The organism is Enterobacteriaceae bacterium ESL0689, from assembly GCA_029433525.1.
Classification (GTDB): Bacteria; Pseudomonadota; Gammaproteobacteria; order Enterobacterales; family Enterobacteriaceae; genus JAQTIF01.
In genome coordinates this window covers 1,956,363-1,971,296 of sequence record JAQTIF010000001.1, presented here as the reverse complement: position 1 = coordinate 1,971,296, position 14,934 = coordinate 1,956,363, and the positions used below count along the sequence as shown (strand labels likewise).

Here is a 14,934-nt window from a genome sequence, read left to right as displayed (position 1 = left end):
CCCTACCCTTATTTAAACTGTTTGAGGAAACGCAAATCATTTTCGAAGAACGCACGTAAATCATTCACGCCATAGCGCAACATTGTCAGACGCTCCATTCCCATCCCGAAAGCAAAGCCAGAATAGATTTCCGGATCAATACCAACATTGCGCAAGACATTCGGGTGAACCATGCCACAACCAAGCACCTCCAGCCATTTACCATTTTTACCCATGACGTCAACTTCTGCTGATGGTTCGGTAAACGGAAAATAAGAGGGACGAAAACGGATCTGCAAATCTTCTTCAAAAAAATTAACCAGGAAGTCGTGTAGCGTTCCTTTCAGATTAGTAAAATTGATATTGGTATCAATAATAAGACCTTCCATCTGATGGAACATCGGCGTGTGGGTCTGATCATAGTCATTACGATAAACCCTTCCTGGCGCAATAATACGAATGGGCGGCTTTTGATTCTCCATCGTCCGTATCTGCACACCGGAAGTCTGAGTGCGTAGCAGACGGGTAGCATCAAACCAAAAAGTATCATGATCAGCCCGTGCCGGGTGATGACGTGGAATATTTAATGCGTCAAAATTATGATAATCATCTTCAATTTCCGGCCCGGTGACGACACTAAAGCCAAGTTCACCGAAGAAATTTTCAATTCGCTCAATAGTACGGTTCACGGGGTGGAGGCCACCGTTCTCAATTCGCCGTCCAGGCAAAGAGATATCAATCGTCTCGGCAGCCAGTCGTGCATTTAATGCGGCCGTTTCGAGAGCGTTTTTCCGTATATTCAATGCCTGCTGAACCTGTTCTTTCGCGGCATTGATAACGGCGCCTGCGGCCGGACGTTCTTCGGCTGGCAATTCACGTAACGTTGTCATCTGTAGGGTTAATTGTCCCTTTTTACCCAGATATTCCACGCGAACATCATCCAGCATGGCAACATCTGATGCCTTATTAATGGCTGCTTTGGCACTGGCAACCAGATCTGCGAGATTTGACATGATTATCCTCATTATATCGATGCAGATACATCGGCTAGAGTTATAGCTTTATTTTATAATTTCTAAACAGTGATACGAAAAAAGCCTCCATTCCGGGAGGCTTTGTGGCGCTATTTTCTGTTTCTTCTTTCACGCATTTGCCTCCTGTATTCAGGTGCCAGAGTAAAAAGAGAAGCGGAAAAGAGCAGCAATCATGCTTGCATTACCTTAGTCCGATACGAAATGTTATTTCTGTCTTAACAGCACATCTCAATCGCGGTTAATATATTGACGATATCAGAACGATAAAGGGGGGAACTCATCCCCCACTTTATCACTGACTTATGCCAGCGCAGCTTTCGCTTTTTCGACCAGTGCAGTAAATGCAACTTTGTCAAATACAGCGATATCAGCCAGGATCTTACGGTCAATTTCAATGGAAGCCTTTTTCAGGCCATTGATAAATTTACTGTAAGAGACACCATTCTGCCGTGCTGCGGCGTTGATACGCGCAATCCATAATTGACGGAATTGACGTTTTCTCTGACGACGGTCACGATAAGCGTATTGACCGGCTTTGATAACTGCCTGAAAAGCAACGCGGTAAACACGAGAACGCGCACCGTAGTAGCCTTTGGCTTGTTTCAAAATTTTCTTATGACGTGCACGGGCAACCACACCACGTTTTACGCGAGCCATATATGCTCTCCTGTCTCTATTCTAATTAAAAAGGAAAAAGTGAACGATTTATGCGTATGGCAGACACGCAATAACCAGGCCCAGGTCGCCTTTAGACACCATAGCTTTTGGACGCAGATGACGTTTACGTTTAGTCGACTTTTTAGTCAGAATGTGACGCAGGTTAGCATGCTTATGCTTAAAACCACCTTTACCGGTTTTTTTAAAGCGCTTAGCAGCACCGCGTACTGTCTTAATCTTTGGCATTGTAATGATTTCCACTTCGCATTGTTAATAAATGAAACTAAGGCGAGCAAAACCTGATCAATTGGCAGGTTTTGCTGCTTGAGCGCCTTACTGTTTCTTCTTAGGGGCGAGCACCATGATCATCTGGCGGCCTTCGATCTTCACCGGAAAGGATTCGACCACCGCCAATTCACTCAAATCGTCACGAATGCGATTAAGCATTTCTATGCCAATCTGTTGATGCGCCATCTCACGACCACGGAATCGTAGTGTGATCTTGGCTTTATCACCCTCTTCCAGAAAACGAACCAGGCTGCGGAGTTTTACCTGATAGTCGCCTTCATCAGTACCAGGCCGGAATTTAATTTCCTTAACCTGAATAACTTTTTGCTTTTTCTTCTGTTCCTTAGAAGATTTGCTCTTTTCATAGAGGAACTTGCCATAATCCATAATTCGGCAAACTGGCGGCTCGGCGTTAGGGCTGATTTCGACTAAGTCTACTCCCGCTTCTTCAGCTTTTTCCAGAGCATCTCTTAGACTCACAATACCAAGCTGCTCGCCATCCAGACCTGTCAAGCGAACTTCCTGCGCGCGAATTTCGCCATTAATACGATTTGGACGCGCCGTTTGAACTCTTTTTCCGCCTTTAATACCTTATTCCTCCAGTTGTTGAAGACTGCGGCTGCGAATTTCTTGTTGCAGCTTTTCGAGCACTTCATTTACGTCCAGGCTGCCGAGATCTTTACCACGACGGGTACGTACAGCCACCTTGCCAGCCTCAACTTCTTTGTCGCCACAAACCAGCATATAGGGAACATGACGTAAAGTGTGCTCGCGAATTTTAAAGCCAATCTTCTCATTTCTCAAGTCTGCTTTTACGCGAATACCCGCATTTTGGAATTGCTGAGTTAATTCATTGACATATTCAGACTGAGCGTCGGTAATATTCATGATCACCACTTGTACAGGTGCCAGCCAGGTCGGGAAAGATCCCGCAAACTCTTCCGTCAGAATACCAATGAAGCGCTCCATCGATCCCAGAATGGCACGATGAATCATAACCGGTATCTGACGTTCATTATTTTCACCAATATAAGAAGCGTTCAGACGAGATGGCAACGAAAAATCCAGTTGAACCGTACCACACTGCCATGCCCGGTTGAGGCAATCATATAGGGTAAACTCAATTTTGGGACCATAAAATGCTCCTTCACCCGGTTGATACTCAAAGGAAATATTATTTTCCTCCAGTGCGGCAGCCAAATCTGCCTCAGCACGATCCCAAATCTCATCACTACCGATCCGTTTTTCCGGGCGCGTGGAGAGTTTGACAACAATTTTTTCAAAACCAAAAGTACTATACATATCATAGACCATACGAATACAGGCGTTAACTTCACTACGCACCTGCTCTTCCGTACAGAAGATATGGGCATCATCTTGGGTAAAACCACGAACACGCATCAAACCATGCAACGCACCTGACGGCTCATTACGATGGCAGCTCCCGAATTCCGCCATCCGCAAAGGCAGATCCCGATAGGATTTCAGCCCCTGGTTAAAAATCTGTACATGACCCGGGCAATTCATCGGTTTGATACAATATTCACGATTTTCAGAAGCGGTGGTGAACATCGCATCTTTGTAGTTATCCCAATGACCGGTCTTCTCCCACAAGACGCGATCCATCATAAATGGACCTTTAACTTCCTGATACTGATACTCTTTGAGTTTAGAACGCACAAAGGTTTCCAGTTCACGGAAAACCGTCCAGCCATCGTTATGCCAGAACACCATCCCGGGCGCTTCTTCCTGCATATGATATAGATCAAGCTGTTTGCCAATTTTGCGGTGATCACGCTTGGCGGCTTCCTCCAGCCGCTGCAGATAGCTATTAAGCGACTTTTTATCTGCCCATGCCGTACCATAAATACGTTGTAACATTTTGTTATTACTATCGCCACGCCAGTAGGCACCCGCCGTTTTCATCAGCTTAAAATGATGGCAGAAATGCATATCAGGCACATGCGGCCCACGGCACATGTCAATATATTCCTGATGATGATATAAACCGGGTCGATCATCACGAGCAATATTTTCATCAAGGATAGCGACTTTATAGCTTTCACCACGTTGCACAAAGGTATCCCGCGCTTCTTGCCAGCTGACTTTCTTTTTGATGACATCATAATTAGTCTCAGCAAGTTCATGCATCCGTTTTTCAAGCGTGTCGATATCTTCCTGAGTCAGCGTATGATCGAGATCGATATCGTAATAAAAACCATTCTCAATAACCGGGCCAATCGCCATTCGGGTATCTGGCCACAGTTGTTTAATGGCATGACCTAGCAGGTGTGCGCAAGAGTGACGAATAATTTCCAGACCTTCATCATTTTTAGCCGTGATAATAGTCAGTGTGGCATCGTTGTCGATAAGATCACAGGCATCAACCAGTTGACCATTGACTCGTCCAGCGATAGTGGCTTTTGCCAGCCCTGCGCCGATACTCTGCGCGACATCCAGTGGGCTAACGGGGTGATCAAAATGGCGCTGACTGCCATCAGGAAGCGTAATTACGGGCATTTCATATCCTTAATTTGCAGTGGTGCCCCATACGAAAGAGCACATGCAAAAGAGCACAATAAAAAATATCAACACGTTCTGTTTCAGTTTTCGCTTTACTCTGCGAAATACAAGAATCCTTTGTTATACCAGCCTATTCCTGCCTGCAACGACCCGTTGATAACATCGGCATTTAGTTTACACATCATTAGTGCGTGATAAAAGACAGAATAAAATAAGCGCCTGACCCATAAGGTGTTGAGTCCGGACACGGACAACGCGGAGAAACCGCAGTGTACAGGACATACCTGAAGATTTCCCAGCATAGCCTGACGGGCCAGGCTCTGAATGGTAACGATAATACACCGGGTCAGACAAGGATCGCTGTAAGGTGTGAGACTAGCCAGAAGTGACCGCTTTCACTCTATCATCTGACCGATAAAAGTCATCAGGTCGCATTCAACGACCTGATATCCATTACATCTTATAACCCAGTGACATGGTAGTACGGCGATCCGTATGGCTGGACGCAGCAGCCGGCGGTTCAGAGTTCCAGGTCAGGTTATAAGCCACACGCAGAGAAAAATGCTCATTCAGCGCAACATGCAGTGCGCTTTCTGAATTCAGCGTTGTATCTTCTGCGGCCAGTACTGAAACCCCCTGAATGAATTTGGTATTATCGGTCATCTGCCATACCCAGGTTCCCGAACCATAACCCAGTGCCTGAGTATTATGACCTTCATTATTAATATATTCGTCATAACGTATCCCAGGACCGAATTCCAGACGCAGACTATGAATCGGACCATTCATAATCTGGCGACCATAACCCGCCGTCAGGTAATCACGCTGCTGATAACCGTTATAGCGATCAGATAACCAGTTTGCCTGACCAAACAGATAATTGTTATCGGCCAGATTATAACGATTACGGCCACCCACGCTGTATTTCTCTGAAGAACGATGGTTATCAGACGATGTGTTACTGGCATTACCCCACAATGACCACGCGGTTATATCACCATACCAGGTCAGCGTAGTATCCGCAGTTAATGAAGAACTTTTCGTATTTCCCGACTGTGCCAGATAACCAGCATTAACACTGCCCTCAAAATCTTTTTTAGCCGTCGAAGGGTCATCCATAGTAGTAAACACAGAATCATCGGCCAGGACATACGCTGACACAACAAGCCCTGCCGTCAGCAATACTACTCCAGGTGCTGTCTTTAGAAAATTCATTTAAATTAAAGTCCGTGCAACAAGAAGAGAGGCCCTGTAGGGGCGGACCTTTCATAAGGAGAGCGATATAAACAACCTGCACGATGTTTGATCAACGTCATCAGAGTGCAACTTCACTACATTTCCTGACTGCTTTTGTATATGACTGCCCTAATGAAATTAGCTAAATTATAAAAAAGCGCGATTGACATAGCAATATATTACTATTGATTTTTTTACATAAAATGACCCAGCAAATAAATTTTACTTCGTCGTCATAAAAGTGATCGGTTGTTAATAAGCACCTGGCTCGACAGGCGTTGCTGACGCGGTCAGTCCAGACACGAACGGCGCGGAGCCCCCCAGCGAACAGGTAGCCGATGAGGATGGCAACCACTGCCGAACGCCAGAATGGCACGCGAAATAACCTGATCGGCCAGGCGCTAAGTGATATCGCCGCTGATCGCTTTCGCTAAAAAGTGCCATGCTTAAAACAATCGTCCATCCTGTATCATGGAGGCTTCGGCATGAATAAAATTTATACCTTAACACTCGCCCCTTCACTTGATAGTTCAACCACGACACCACAAATCTATCCTGAAGGTAAACTTCGCTGCAGCACGCCGGTTTTTGAGCCGGGTGGTGGTGGTATTAATGTTGCGCGAGCGATCATGTTTCTTGGCGCTCAGGCGACAGCCATTTTTCCGGTGGGGGGCGCTACCGGTGCTTATCTTATGACACTCCTGAGTCATGAACAGGTCCCTGTCGAAACCATCAAAACCCAGGACTGGACACGACAAAATCTGCATGTACAAATCAGTTCCAGCGGCGAGCAATACCGTTTTGTCATGCCCGGAGCGACGTTAACCGATGATGAATTTCGACTGATTGAAGAAAAAATCCTCGCGATCCCCGCCGGTTCGCTGTTAGTGATCAGCGGAAGTCTGCCGCCAGGTGTTAGCATTAACCAGCTGATCCAGCTGATAAAAAATGCCCAGCAGCAGCAGATCCGCTGTATTATTGACAGTTCCGGCGAAGCGCTCGCGGCCACACTTGAGATCGGTAACATTGAACTGATCAAACCTAACCAGAAAGAGTTGAGCGCGCTGGTACAACGTGACCTCAGTCAACCCGATGACGTTCGCCAGGCAGCACAAGCGCTGATTCACTCCGGAAAAGTACGTCGGGTGGTGGTCTCGCTGGGTCCACAAGGCGCGCTGGGTTGTGATGCCAGCGATTGTGTTCAGGTTGTTCCACCGCCGATGAAGTCTCAAAGTACTGTTGGCGCGGGAGACAGCATGGTTGGAGCGATGACACTACGACTGGCAGAACATGCTTCTCTGGAAGATATGGTGCGTTTCGGCGTTGCCGCAGGCAGTGCCGCGACCATCAATCAGGGAACACGCCTGTGCTCACGGGAAAATACGCAAAAAATCTATGCTTATCTATGCGATCAATAAAGTGCCGTTCTCTCTGTTGCACAGAGAGAACCCTCTTTATTATGATGATATGGAGCGAGATTGCCGCAGAAACCTTCTCCGTTAAACCATCTGCACACCGCGCAGACGAAACTGAATCGTCATCGTAATACTTCCCGGACTGCCGGGTTTATATCGCCATTTACGCAACGCGATTTTGACTTCCCGCTCAAACATATTGGCAGGCTGTGCGGAGAGAATTTGCACACTGCCCATATCCACACGCCCGTCGGCCATCACCATAAATCGAACTCTGACATCCCCCTCTATATGCAATGCTTGCGCCCGGGATGGATAGACGGGTTCACTACGACTCAGCGCCAGCGGACCACCAGATTCACTGTCGGCTGATTTCCCCTTGACCAGCTGAGTATTCGATGCGGAACCGGACGGCATTCCTGCGGGCTGTGCATCGCCCTTTTCAAATGGCGAAGGGATCAGCGATTCTGCCGGCTGAATATCCCGCTTAGGTTGCTCAACCTTCTCCGGCGGCTGCTTTTTGGGTTTCGGTTTCGGTTTCGGCTTAGGTTTTGGCTTCGGTGCCGGATTGTGGATAACAACAGGCGCTTCTTTCGGCGGCTCTGGTACGACTTCCGGTTCGGGTTCAGGCTCTGGCGCTACAGCCGGTTGTGACGCTTGTGGCGACACCCGCTCAGCGGGCGCCACCATCGTTATCTCAATCGCAGAAGAAGAGGAAGATGGCCGCTCAATCACCTGATGTACCGAGGTATAAAGCAACCCTGCCACAACAGCGCTATGGATCGCCACAGATAGCAATGCTGGCCACGGGAAACGGCGAGGTAGATCAAGAGGCATTGTAGACATAATCGCTTATATAAAAATGGTGATGATTTGATTTTAAATGCAAATAGCAATCATATTCAATAAGACGGGCTTAGCGACAGGATAATTTGTGCTATTAACAGGAAAATCAGAGACAACGTGCTGTGTTAAGCCATAATGCATGTCTTTACATTGCAGTCGACAACGTATTCACTTAACATAATTTCACTGTATATGGCTCAGGCAAGGAGCTTTACCGTGTTTTATGTTATCTACGCTGAAGACAGCGCCCACTCTCTGGAAAAACGCTTATCAGTACGCCCTGCACACGTGGCACGTTTACAACAATTACGTGATGAAGGGCGTTTATTGACCTCAGGTCCCCTGCCTGCAATTGACAGCAATGAACCAGGTATAGCTGGTTTTAGTGGCTCAATAATCATCGCAGAGTTTGAGTCGCTGGCGGCAGCACAAGCGTGGGCGAATGATGACCCTTATTTTGCGGCGGGAGTCTATCAGCGCGTTTCCGTCAAACCCTATAAAAAAGTTTTTTGAAACTCATCTCTTTTCGTAAAACAACAGCGGCAATACAGGAGTGGCTATTGTGCTTATTATCCTGCTTTGTGTCAGTAAACAGTAAAGCGTCATGTTAGCATTTTATCAGTATTTTTCTGATGGTGAGGAGCCGTATGTTACGACGCGACTGCGCCTCCAGCCAGCGGGATCGACGGCGGCTTATCTGTCTTAACATGCGCCAGCGGCTAACTTCGGTTCTGCTATGCTTCATTTCTGTTACGACTCATCAGGTGAAAAACGGCGCCATTATACTCCGGAAATTTCGACCAACCCAGTCGACACGCTGTTTTTATTTACCCGATGAAAGTGGATGCATAAATTCACTGACAGCGATATTCAACAGGATCCTTCATATATGATGACCTTTTATATGCTTATAAATGGGATGGTCATTCTCGGCTACTGGCTACTTATTGCCGCAGTGACATTACGCATATTAATGAAGCGACGCAGTGTCACCTCTGCTATGGCATGGTTATTAGTGATTTATATTATTCCGTTACTGGGAATTATCGCTTATCTCTCTTTTGGTGAATTACATCTTGGCAAACGGCGGGCGGAACGGGCGAGAGCAATGTGGCCCTCCACCGCGAAATGGCTCAGCGAACTGAAATCGTGCAAACATATTTTTGCCCGTGACAACAGCCCGGTCGCTAAATCATTATTCAGACTCTGTGAACATCGTCAGGGTATCCCGGGATTGAAAGGTAATCAACTTCAGTTACTGACTGCCTCCGATGATGTCATGCAGGCGCTGATTGAGGATATTCAGTCAGCCCGCCACAACATCGAAATAGTGTTTTATATCTGGCAACCTGGCGGTATGGCAGATGACGTCGCTAACGCATTGATCGCCGCTGCGCAGCGCGGTATACACTGCCGCCTGATGCTGGATTCAGCCGGTAGCGTGACCTTTTTCCGCAGCCCGTGGGTATCAAAAATGCGTCATGCTGGCGTTGAAGTCGTTGAAGCGCTAAAGGTAAATCTATGGCGTGTTTTTCTGCGTCGCATGGATTTACGTCAGCATCGCAAAATGATTATGATCGATAACTATATTGCTTATACCGGCAGTATGAATATGGTCGATCCTCGTTTTTTCAAACAAAATGCGGGTGTCGGTCAGTGGGTTGATCTAATGGCGCGCATGGAAGGCCCGGTAACGACCGCGATGGGCATCATCTACTCCTGTGACTGGGAAATAGAGACCGGTCAACATATTTTACCGCCGTTGCCGGACAGCAGTATCATGCCTTTTGCACAAGCCAACGGCCATACTATTCATACGATTGCCTCTGGTCCCGGCTACCCGGAAGATCTGATTCATCAGGCGCTGCTTACCGCGGTCTATGCCGCCAGTCATCGTCTGATTATGACCACACCTTATTTCGTCCCCAGCGATGACCTGCTTCATGCCATCTGTACTGCCGCCGAACGTGGTGTCGATGTCAGCATTATTCTTCCCCGTAAAAACGACTCACTGTTGGTCGACTGGGCCAGTCGCTCCTTTTTTACTGAACTACTGGCTGCAGGTGTCAAAATTTATCAATTTGAAGGCGGACTGCTTCATACCAAAAGTGTGCTGGTCGATGACGAATTGAGCATGATTGGTACTGTTAATCTCGATATGCGCAGCCTGTGGCTTAATTTTGAAATCACCCTGGTTATCGACGATAGCGGATTCGGTAGCGCCCTGAAGGATATTCAGGGTAATTATATTTCACGCTCACACAGGCTGGATGCGCATATATGGGGAAAACGCCCTTTCTGGCAGCGACTTGTCGAGCGACTGTTTTACTTCTTTAGTCCATTCCTGTAAAACGTAGCGGGCAAACAGTTGATCAATGGTAATGAGCACAATGGATTTAAATAACCGCCTGACCGAAGATGAAACGCTTGAGCAGGCTTATGATATTTTTCTCGAACTGGCAGCGGATAATCTCGAACCGGCCGATATCATCCTTTTTAATCTTCAGTTTGAAGAGCGCGGTGGCGCTGAATTATTTGATCCGGCCCCGGACTGGCAAGACCATGTTGATTACGATCTCAACCCGGATTTCTTCGCAGAAGTGGTCATCGGACTGGCTGATTCTGACGATGATGATATTACCGATATTTTTGCCCGTATTCTGCTCTGCCGTGATAAAGCACATAAGCTATGCCATATTCTGTGGCGTGAAAAATGATTTTTTCTATCCGGTTAATGGATAACCAACTCCGCCAAATCAACGTGACGTCTGATAAGGCGGATACTCACAGCCTGTTCCATCAGGCTATTTCCCTTACCATCCTGACGCTGAAATTCTTACCTATAACCTCCAGGCAGCGGTTTTTCCGCCCCAGCCATAGCACCTGCGGGGCCAGGCACTAAGTCAGCAATCCAGGGAATAATATTTTTACGCCGGTAACAATAAACTCAATACCTAACGACATGAGTAATAACCCCATAATACGTGTCACGACGTTAATACCGGTTTGTCCCAGCAGACGAACCAGCCAGGGAGCGATGCGGAAAATCCCCCAGCAACATCCAGCGAAAATAATAATCGCGATGGAAAACCCCAAAAGATGGAAAATGGTATGATAACGCGCACCCCAGACAATCACTGAGCTGATAGCACCAGGGCCTGCCATTAACGGCAATGCCAGAGGCACCACACCGATACTATCACGACTCTCTGCTTCTGATTTTTCCTGCTTATTTTGTTTATCTTCTCCCAGTTTACCGCTGACCATCGATATCGCGATAGTCACCACCAGGATGCCTCCTGCAATACGAAATGAATCAATAGATATCCCGAATATTTGTAAAATAGTGTTACCCAGAAAGAGGGATATCAACAGAATAATTGCGACAGAAGCATTCGCAGTCAGATTGGTTTTATTGCACTCCGTAACCGTTTGATCGCGGGTCATACTGATAAAAACAGGGATGATACCAATCGGATTCACCAGAGCAAGTAATCCAATAAAAAACTTAAAATAAATTGAAAAATCAAACAAAAATTGCGTCACGGCAGACTCCCGATATGACTCACGCTAGCGGCGGATGTTATACAGCTAATAGCGCAACCATATAATATCCTGGTAAAAAATACATTCATAAATACCATAACGGCCATAATATAGGGGCATCACACCTTTGATTAGCCATTAACATTTATTTATCAATTTTACATATTTATTAAATCATCACGTTTTTTGTACACAAAATGCGCTTGCTGAAAGGTGTCAGCTTTGTATAAATTTGATCCTGGTCAATAAATAATCCGTTGAAATGGGTAACCATACTAAAAGTACCCGACTTTATGCACGGTGACAGCGTGTCTAAAAATAAACTTTTTTAGTAAATCAATAAAACTAAGCGCCTGACCCACCTGGTTATTGACGCAGCCAGTCTGGATACGGACAGCGTGGAGAAACCCTGTTCTCCGTATGCGCTCTCTATCTACGCTGATGAATCACGCGGTTGATTTGCTAAAAAAGTTTAACATTATCAGGAGAGCATTATGGCTGTTACCAATGTTGCTGAACTTAACGCCCTCGTAGAGCGGGTAAAAAAAGCTCAGCGTGAATATGCCGGTTTCACTCAGGAACAAGTGGATAAGATCTTCCGCGCTGCCGCATTAGCGGCGGCGGATGCGCGGATCCCGCTCGCCAAAATGGCGGTGGCAGAATCAGGGATGGGGATTGTCGAAGACAAAGTCATTAAAAATCACTTTGCTTCCGAATATATCTATAATGCCTATAAAGATGAAAAAACCTGTGGCGTGTTGTCTGAAGATGATACTTTCGGCACCATCACTATCGCTGAACCTATCGGCATTATTTGTGGTATCGTTCCGACCACCAACCCGACTTCCACCGCGATATTTAAATCACTGATTAGTCTGAAAACCCGCAATGCGATCATCTTCTCGCCACATCCCCGGGCGAAAGAGGCCACCAATAAAGCGGCGGCGATCGTGTTACAAGCCGCCATTGCTGCCGGTGCGCCAAAGGATTTGATCGGCTGGATAGATAGCCCGTCGGTTGAGCTTTCTAATGCCCTTATGCACCACCCGGATATTAATCTGATCCTCGCAACAGGTGGCCCGGGTATGGTCAAAGCGGCTTACAGTTCTGGTAAACCGGCTATCGGTGTCGGCGCGGGTAATACGCCAGTGGTGATTGATGAAACCGCCGATGTTAAACGTGCTGTCGCTTCTGTGCTGATGTCTAAAACGTTCGATAACGGTGTTATTTGTGCATCAGAACAGTCTGTTGTCGTTGTTGATGCTATATATGATGCGGTGCGTGAACGTTTTGCCAGTCATGGTGGTTATTTGCTGCAAGGTAAAGAACTGAAAGCCGTGCAGGATACAATCCTGAAAAACGGCGCACTCAATGCTGCCATTGTCGGTCAGCCGGCATATAAGATTGCCCAAATGGCTGGCTTTGATGTCCCGGTGACGACCAAGATCCTGATCGGTGAAGTCACCGACATCAATGAAAGCGAACCCTTTGCCCATGAAAAGCTCTCCCCCACACTGGCGATGTACCGGGCAAAGAACTTCGAAGACGCCGTTGATAAAGCAGAAAAACTGGTGGCAATGGGCGGTATCGGACATACCTCTTGTCTGTATACCGATCAGGACAATCAGCCTGATCGCGTCACCTATTTTGGCCAGAAAATGAAAACGGCACGGATACTGATTAATACTCCCGCCTCTCAGGGGGGTATTGGTGATCTGTACAACTTCAAGCTCGCCCCTTCCCTTACTTTAGGCTGTGGTTCCTGGGGAGGGAATTCCATCTCGGAAAATGTGGGCCCAAAACATCTGATCAACAAGAAAACTGTCGCTAAGCGAGCTGAAAATATGTTGTGGCATAAGCTTCCGAAATCTATCTATTTCCGCCGGGGTTCTTTGCCCATCGCGCTGGATGAAGTGATTACTGACGGACACAAACGTGCGCTTATCGTGACTGACCGTTTTCTGTTTAACAACGGCTATGCTGATCAAATCACCTCGGTCCTGAAAGCCGCAGGGGTGGAAACCGAAGTCTTCTTTGAAGTAGAAGCCGACCCGACATTAACTGTTGTGCGTAAAGGGGCCGATCTGGCCAATTCGTTCAAACCGGACGTGATTATCGCGCTGGGTGGTGGTTCTCCGATGGACGCCGCGAAAATTATCTGGGTGATGTATGAACATCCGGAAACCCATTTTGAGGATCTGGCTTTACGTTTTATGGACATCCGCAAACGGATCTATAAATTCCCCAAAATGGGAGTCAAAGCGAAAATGGTCGCTATCACCACCACTTCCGGTACAGGTTCAGAAGTGACGCCATTTGCGGTGGTCACCGATGATGCAACAGGACAGAAATATCCGCTGGCAGACTATGCTCTGACCCCTGATATCGCCATTGTCGATGCCAATCTGGTCATGGATATGCCTAAATCTTTATGCGCATTCGGAGGGCTGGATGCGGTTACTCATGCGCTGGAAGCTTACGTTTCTGTACTGGCCTCTGAATTTTCCGATGGCCAGGCGTTGCAGGCGCTGAAACTACTGAAGGAAAATCTGCCCGCCTCCTACCATGAGGGAGCAAAGAATCCGCTGGCACGCGAACGTGTCCATAGTGCGGCAACTATCGCGGGTATCGCCTTTGCTAATGCGTTTCTCGGTGTCTGCCACTCTATGGCCCATAAACTGGGATCTCAGTTCCATATTCCGCATGGTCTGGCCAATGCTTTGCTGATCTGTAACGTCATTCGTTACAATGCCAACGATAATCCGACGAAACAGACCGCCTTCAGCCAGTATGATCGGCCACAGGCTCGCCGTCGGTATGCCGAAATTGCCGATCACCTGGGATTGAGTGCACCCGGCGATCGTACCGCAGAGAAAATTGAAAAACTGCTGGCATGGCTGGAAAGTCTTAAGGCTGAACTGGGTATCCCCAAATCGATTCGTGAAGCCGGGATTCAGGAAGCGGACTTCATGGCCCATGTTGATAAATTATCCGAAGACGCATTTGATGACCAGTGTACTGGCGCTAACCCGCGTTATCCTTTAATTTCTGAATTAAAGCAGATCCTGCTGGATACTTTCTATGGTAAAGCGTTTAGTGAAGCGGCCGTCACGGAAGAACCCCAGAAGCCTGTAGTTACAAAAAACGCGGATAAAAAAGCGAAAAAATCAGCTTAATCGACATATCTTGCACTGATAAAAGCCCTGTTTTTTCAGAACAGGGCTTTTTTTCAGCCACCTTCAGTTAATACATCGTTGATTGCCTGGCTTATCGGAGAGATTAGTGACCGGGCACCTGGTCCATCAGGCGTTATTGATACACGGACAACGCGGAGAAACCGTAGCGTACAGGTAGTACGTGAGGATTTCGCGCACTGCCGAGGGCCAAAATAGCCAGTCAAATAGACTGAT

The 14,934-nt window shown here is 47.2% G+C and carries 14 protein-coding genes and 1 other annotated feature; of the genes, 5 read left to right on the top strand and 9 right to left on the bottom strand.

Features of this window, described 5'->3' with window-relative positions; all coding sequences use genetic code 11:
• Positions 1–8: 8 nt before the first annotated feature.
• The 6 genes from pheS to PT300_09485 all read right to left on the bottom strand — a co-directional run bounded on the left by pheS (position 9) and on the right by PT300_09485 (position 5,696).
• On the bottom strand, positions 9–992 hold the full coding sequence (gene pheS, locus PT300_09510; GenBank protein MDF7680800.1) for a phenylalanine--tRNA ligase subunit alpha: 984 nt from the start codon (positions 990–992) through the stop codon (positions 9–11).
• 74 nt (positions 993–1,066) lie between these two features.
• Positions 1,067–1,192: a sequence feature (Phe leader region), on the bottom strand.
• A 121-nt stretch (positions 1,193–1,313) separates the two neighbouring features.
• Complete coding sequence (gene rplT, locus PT300_09505; GenBank protein ID MDF7680799.1) at positions 1,314–1,670, bottom strand: 50S ribosomal protein L20; 357 nt, start codon at positions 1,668–1,670, stop codon at positions 1,314–1,316.
• Positions 1,671–1,718: 48 nt separating this feature from the next.
• The gene (gene rpmI / locus PT300_09500) at positions 1,719–1,916 is read right to left on the bottom strand and encodes a 50S ribosomal protein L35 (protein MDF7680798.1); all 198 of its coding nucleotides are present in this window, start codon (positions 1,914–1,916) and stop codon (positions 1,719–1,721) included.
• Between the two features lie 87 nt (positions 1,917–2,003).
• Entirely contained in the window at positions 2,004–2,546 is a 543-nt protein-coding gene (infC, locus tag PT300_09495) for a translation initiation factor IF-3 (protein ID MDF7680797.1), read from the bottom strand.
• A gap of 3 nt (positions 2,547–2,549) precedes the next feature.
• Entirely contained in the window at positions 2,550–4,478 is a 1,929-nt protein-coding gene (gene thrS / locus PT300_09490; GenBank protein MDF7680796.1) for a threonine--tRNA ligase, read from the bottom strand.
• Between the two features lie 456 nt (positions 4,479–4,934).
• On the bottom strand, positions 4,935–5,696 hold the full coding sequence (locus PT300_09485) for a DUF481 domain-containing protein (protein MDF7680795.1): 762 nt from the start codon (positions 5,694–5,696) through the stop codon (positions 4,935–4,937).
• Between the two features lie 506 nt (positions 5,697–6,202).
• Here PT300_09485 and pfkB point away from each other — a divergent pair.
• Positions 6,203–7,135 (top strand): 6-phosphofructokinase II, encoded by a 933-nt coding sequence (gene pfkB / locus PT300_09480; protein MDF7680794.1) that lies wholly within the window; start codon positions 6,203–6,205, stop codon positions 7,133–7,135.
• Positions 7,136–7,216: 81 nt separating this feature from the next.
• Here the strand turns inward: pfkB and PT300_09475 are convergent, their stop codons facing one another.
• Positions 7,217–7,978: an energy transducer TonB gene (locus PT300_09475; GenBank protein ID MDF7680793.1), complete on the bottom strand. Its 762-nt coding sequence runs from the start codon at positions 7,976–7,978 to the stop codon at positions 7,217–7,219.
• A gap of 216 nt (positions 7,979–8,194) precedes the next feature.
• Between PT300_09475 and PT300_09470 the strand changes: the two genes are divergently transcribed.
• The gene (locus tag PT300_09470) at positions 8,195–8,491 is read left to right on the top strand and encodes a YciI family protein (GenBank protein MDF7680792.1); all 297 of its coding nucleotides are present in this window, start codon (positions 8,195–8,197) and stop codon (positions 8,489–8,491) included.
• A gap of 94 nt (positions 8,492–8,585) precedes the next feature.
• Here PT300_09470 and PT300_09465 read toward each other — a convergent pair whose 3' ends face one another.
• Positions 8,586–8,723, bottom strand: coding sequence for a YciY family protein (locus PT300_09465; GenBank protein ID MDF7680791.1), 138 nt, complete (start codon positions 8,721–8,723; stop codon positions 8,586–8,588).
• 144 nt (positions 8,724–8,867) lie between these two features.
• On the opposite strand from PT300_09465, the gene cls reads away from it, so the two are divergent.
• Complete coding sequence (cls, locus tag PT300_09460; GenBank protein ID MDF7680790.1) at positions 8,868–10,328, top strand: cardiolipin synthase; 1,461 nt, start codon at positions 8,868–8,870, stop codon at positions 10,326–10,328.
• Between the two features lie 40 nt (positions 10,329–10,368).
• Positions 10,369–10,695 carry an HI1450 family dsDNA-mimic protein gene (locus PT300_09455; protein MDF7680789.1) on the top strand — a complete coding sequence of 109 codons (327 nt, stop codon included), beginning with the start codon at positions 10,369–10,371 and terminating at the stop codon, positions 10,693–10,695.
• Between the two features lie 181 nt (positions 10,696–10,876).
• Here PT300_09455 and PT300_09450 read toward each other — a convergent pair whose 3' ends face one another.
• Positions 10,877–11,524, bottom strand: coding sequence for a YchE family NAAT transporter (locus PT300_09450; GenBank protein ID MDF7680788.1), 648 nt, complete (start codon positions 11,522–11,524; stop codon positions 10,877–10,879).
• A 494-nt stretch (positions 11,525–12,018) separates the two neighbouring features.
• On the opposite strand from PT300_09450, the gene adhE reads away from it, so the two are divergent.
• Complete coding sequence (gene adhE, locus PT300_09445; protein ID MDF7680787.1) at positions 12,019–14,700, top strand: bifunctional acetaldehyde-CoA/alcohol dehydrogenase; 2,682 nt, start codon at positions 12,019–12,021, stop codon at positions 14,698–14,700.
• Positions 14,701–14,934: the final 234 nt, after the last annotated feature.

Bases quoted from the DNA above. Each gene is read 5' to 3' on its own strand.
- PT300_09475 (MDF7680793.1), bottom strand. From the start codon at position 7,978: ATGTCTACAATGCCTCTTGATCTACCTCGCCGTTTCCCGTGGCCAGCA.
- rpmI (MDF7680798.1), bottom strand. From the start codon at position 1,916: ATGCCAAAGATTAAGACAGTACGCGGTGCTGCTAAGCGCTTTAAAAAA.
- thrS (MDF7680796.1), bottom strand. From the start codon at position 4,478: ATGCCCGTAATTACGCTTCCTGATGGCAGTCAGCGCCATTTTGATCAC.
- adhE (MDF7680787.1), top strand. From the start codon at position 12,019: ATGGCTGTTACCAATGTTGCTGAACTTAACGCCCTCGTAGAGCGGGTA.
- PT300_09455 (MDF7680789.1), top strand. From the start codon at position 10,369: ATGGATTTAAATAACCGCCTGACCGAAGATGAAACGCTTGAGCAGGCT.
- pheS (MDF7680800.1), bottom strand. From the start codon at position 992: ATGTCAAATCTCGCAGATCTGGTTGCCAGTGCCAAAGCAGCCATTAAT.
- PT300_09485 (MDF7680795.1), bottom strand. From the start codon at position 5,696: ATGAATTTTCTAAAGACAGCACCTGGAGTAGTATTGCTGACGGCAGGG.
- PT300_09465 (MDF7680791.1), bottom strand. From the start codon at position 8,723: ATGAAGCATAGCAGAACCGAAGTTAGCCGCTGGCGCATGTTAAGACAG.
- rplT (MDF7680799.1), bottom strand. From the start codon at position 1,670: ATGGCTCGCGTAAAACGTGGTGTGGTTGCCCGTGCACGTCATAAGAAA.
- pfkB (MDF7680794.1), top strand. From the start codon at position 6,203: ATGAATAAAATTTATACCTTAACACTCGCCCCTTCACTTGATAGTTCA.
- cls (MDF7680790.1), top strand. From the start codon at position 8,868: ATGATGACCTTTTATATGCTTATAAATGGGATGGTCATTCTCGGCTAC.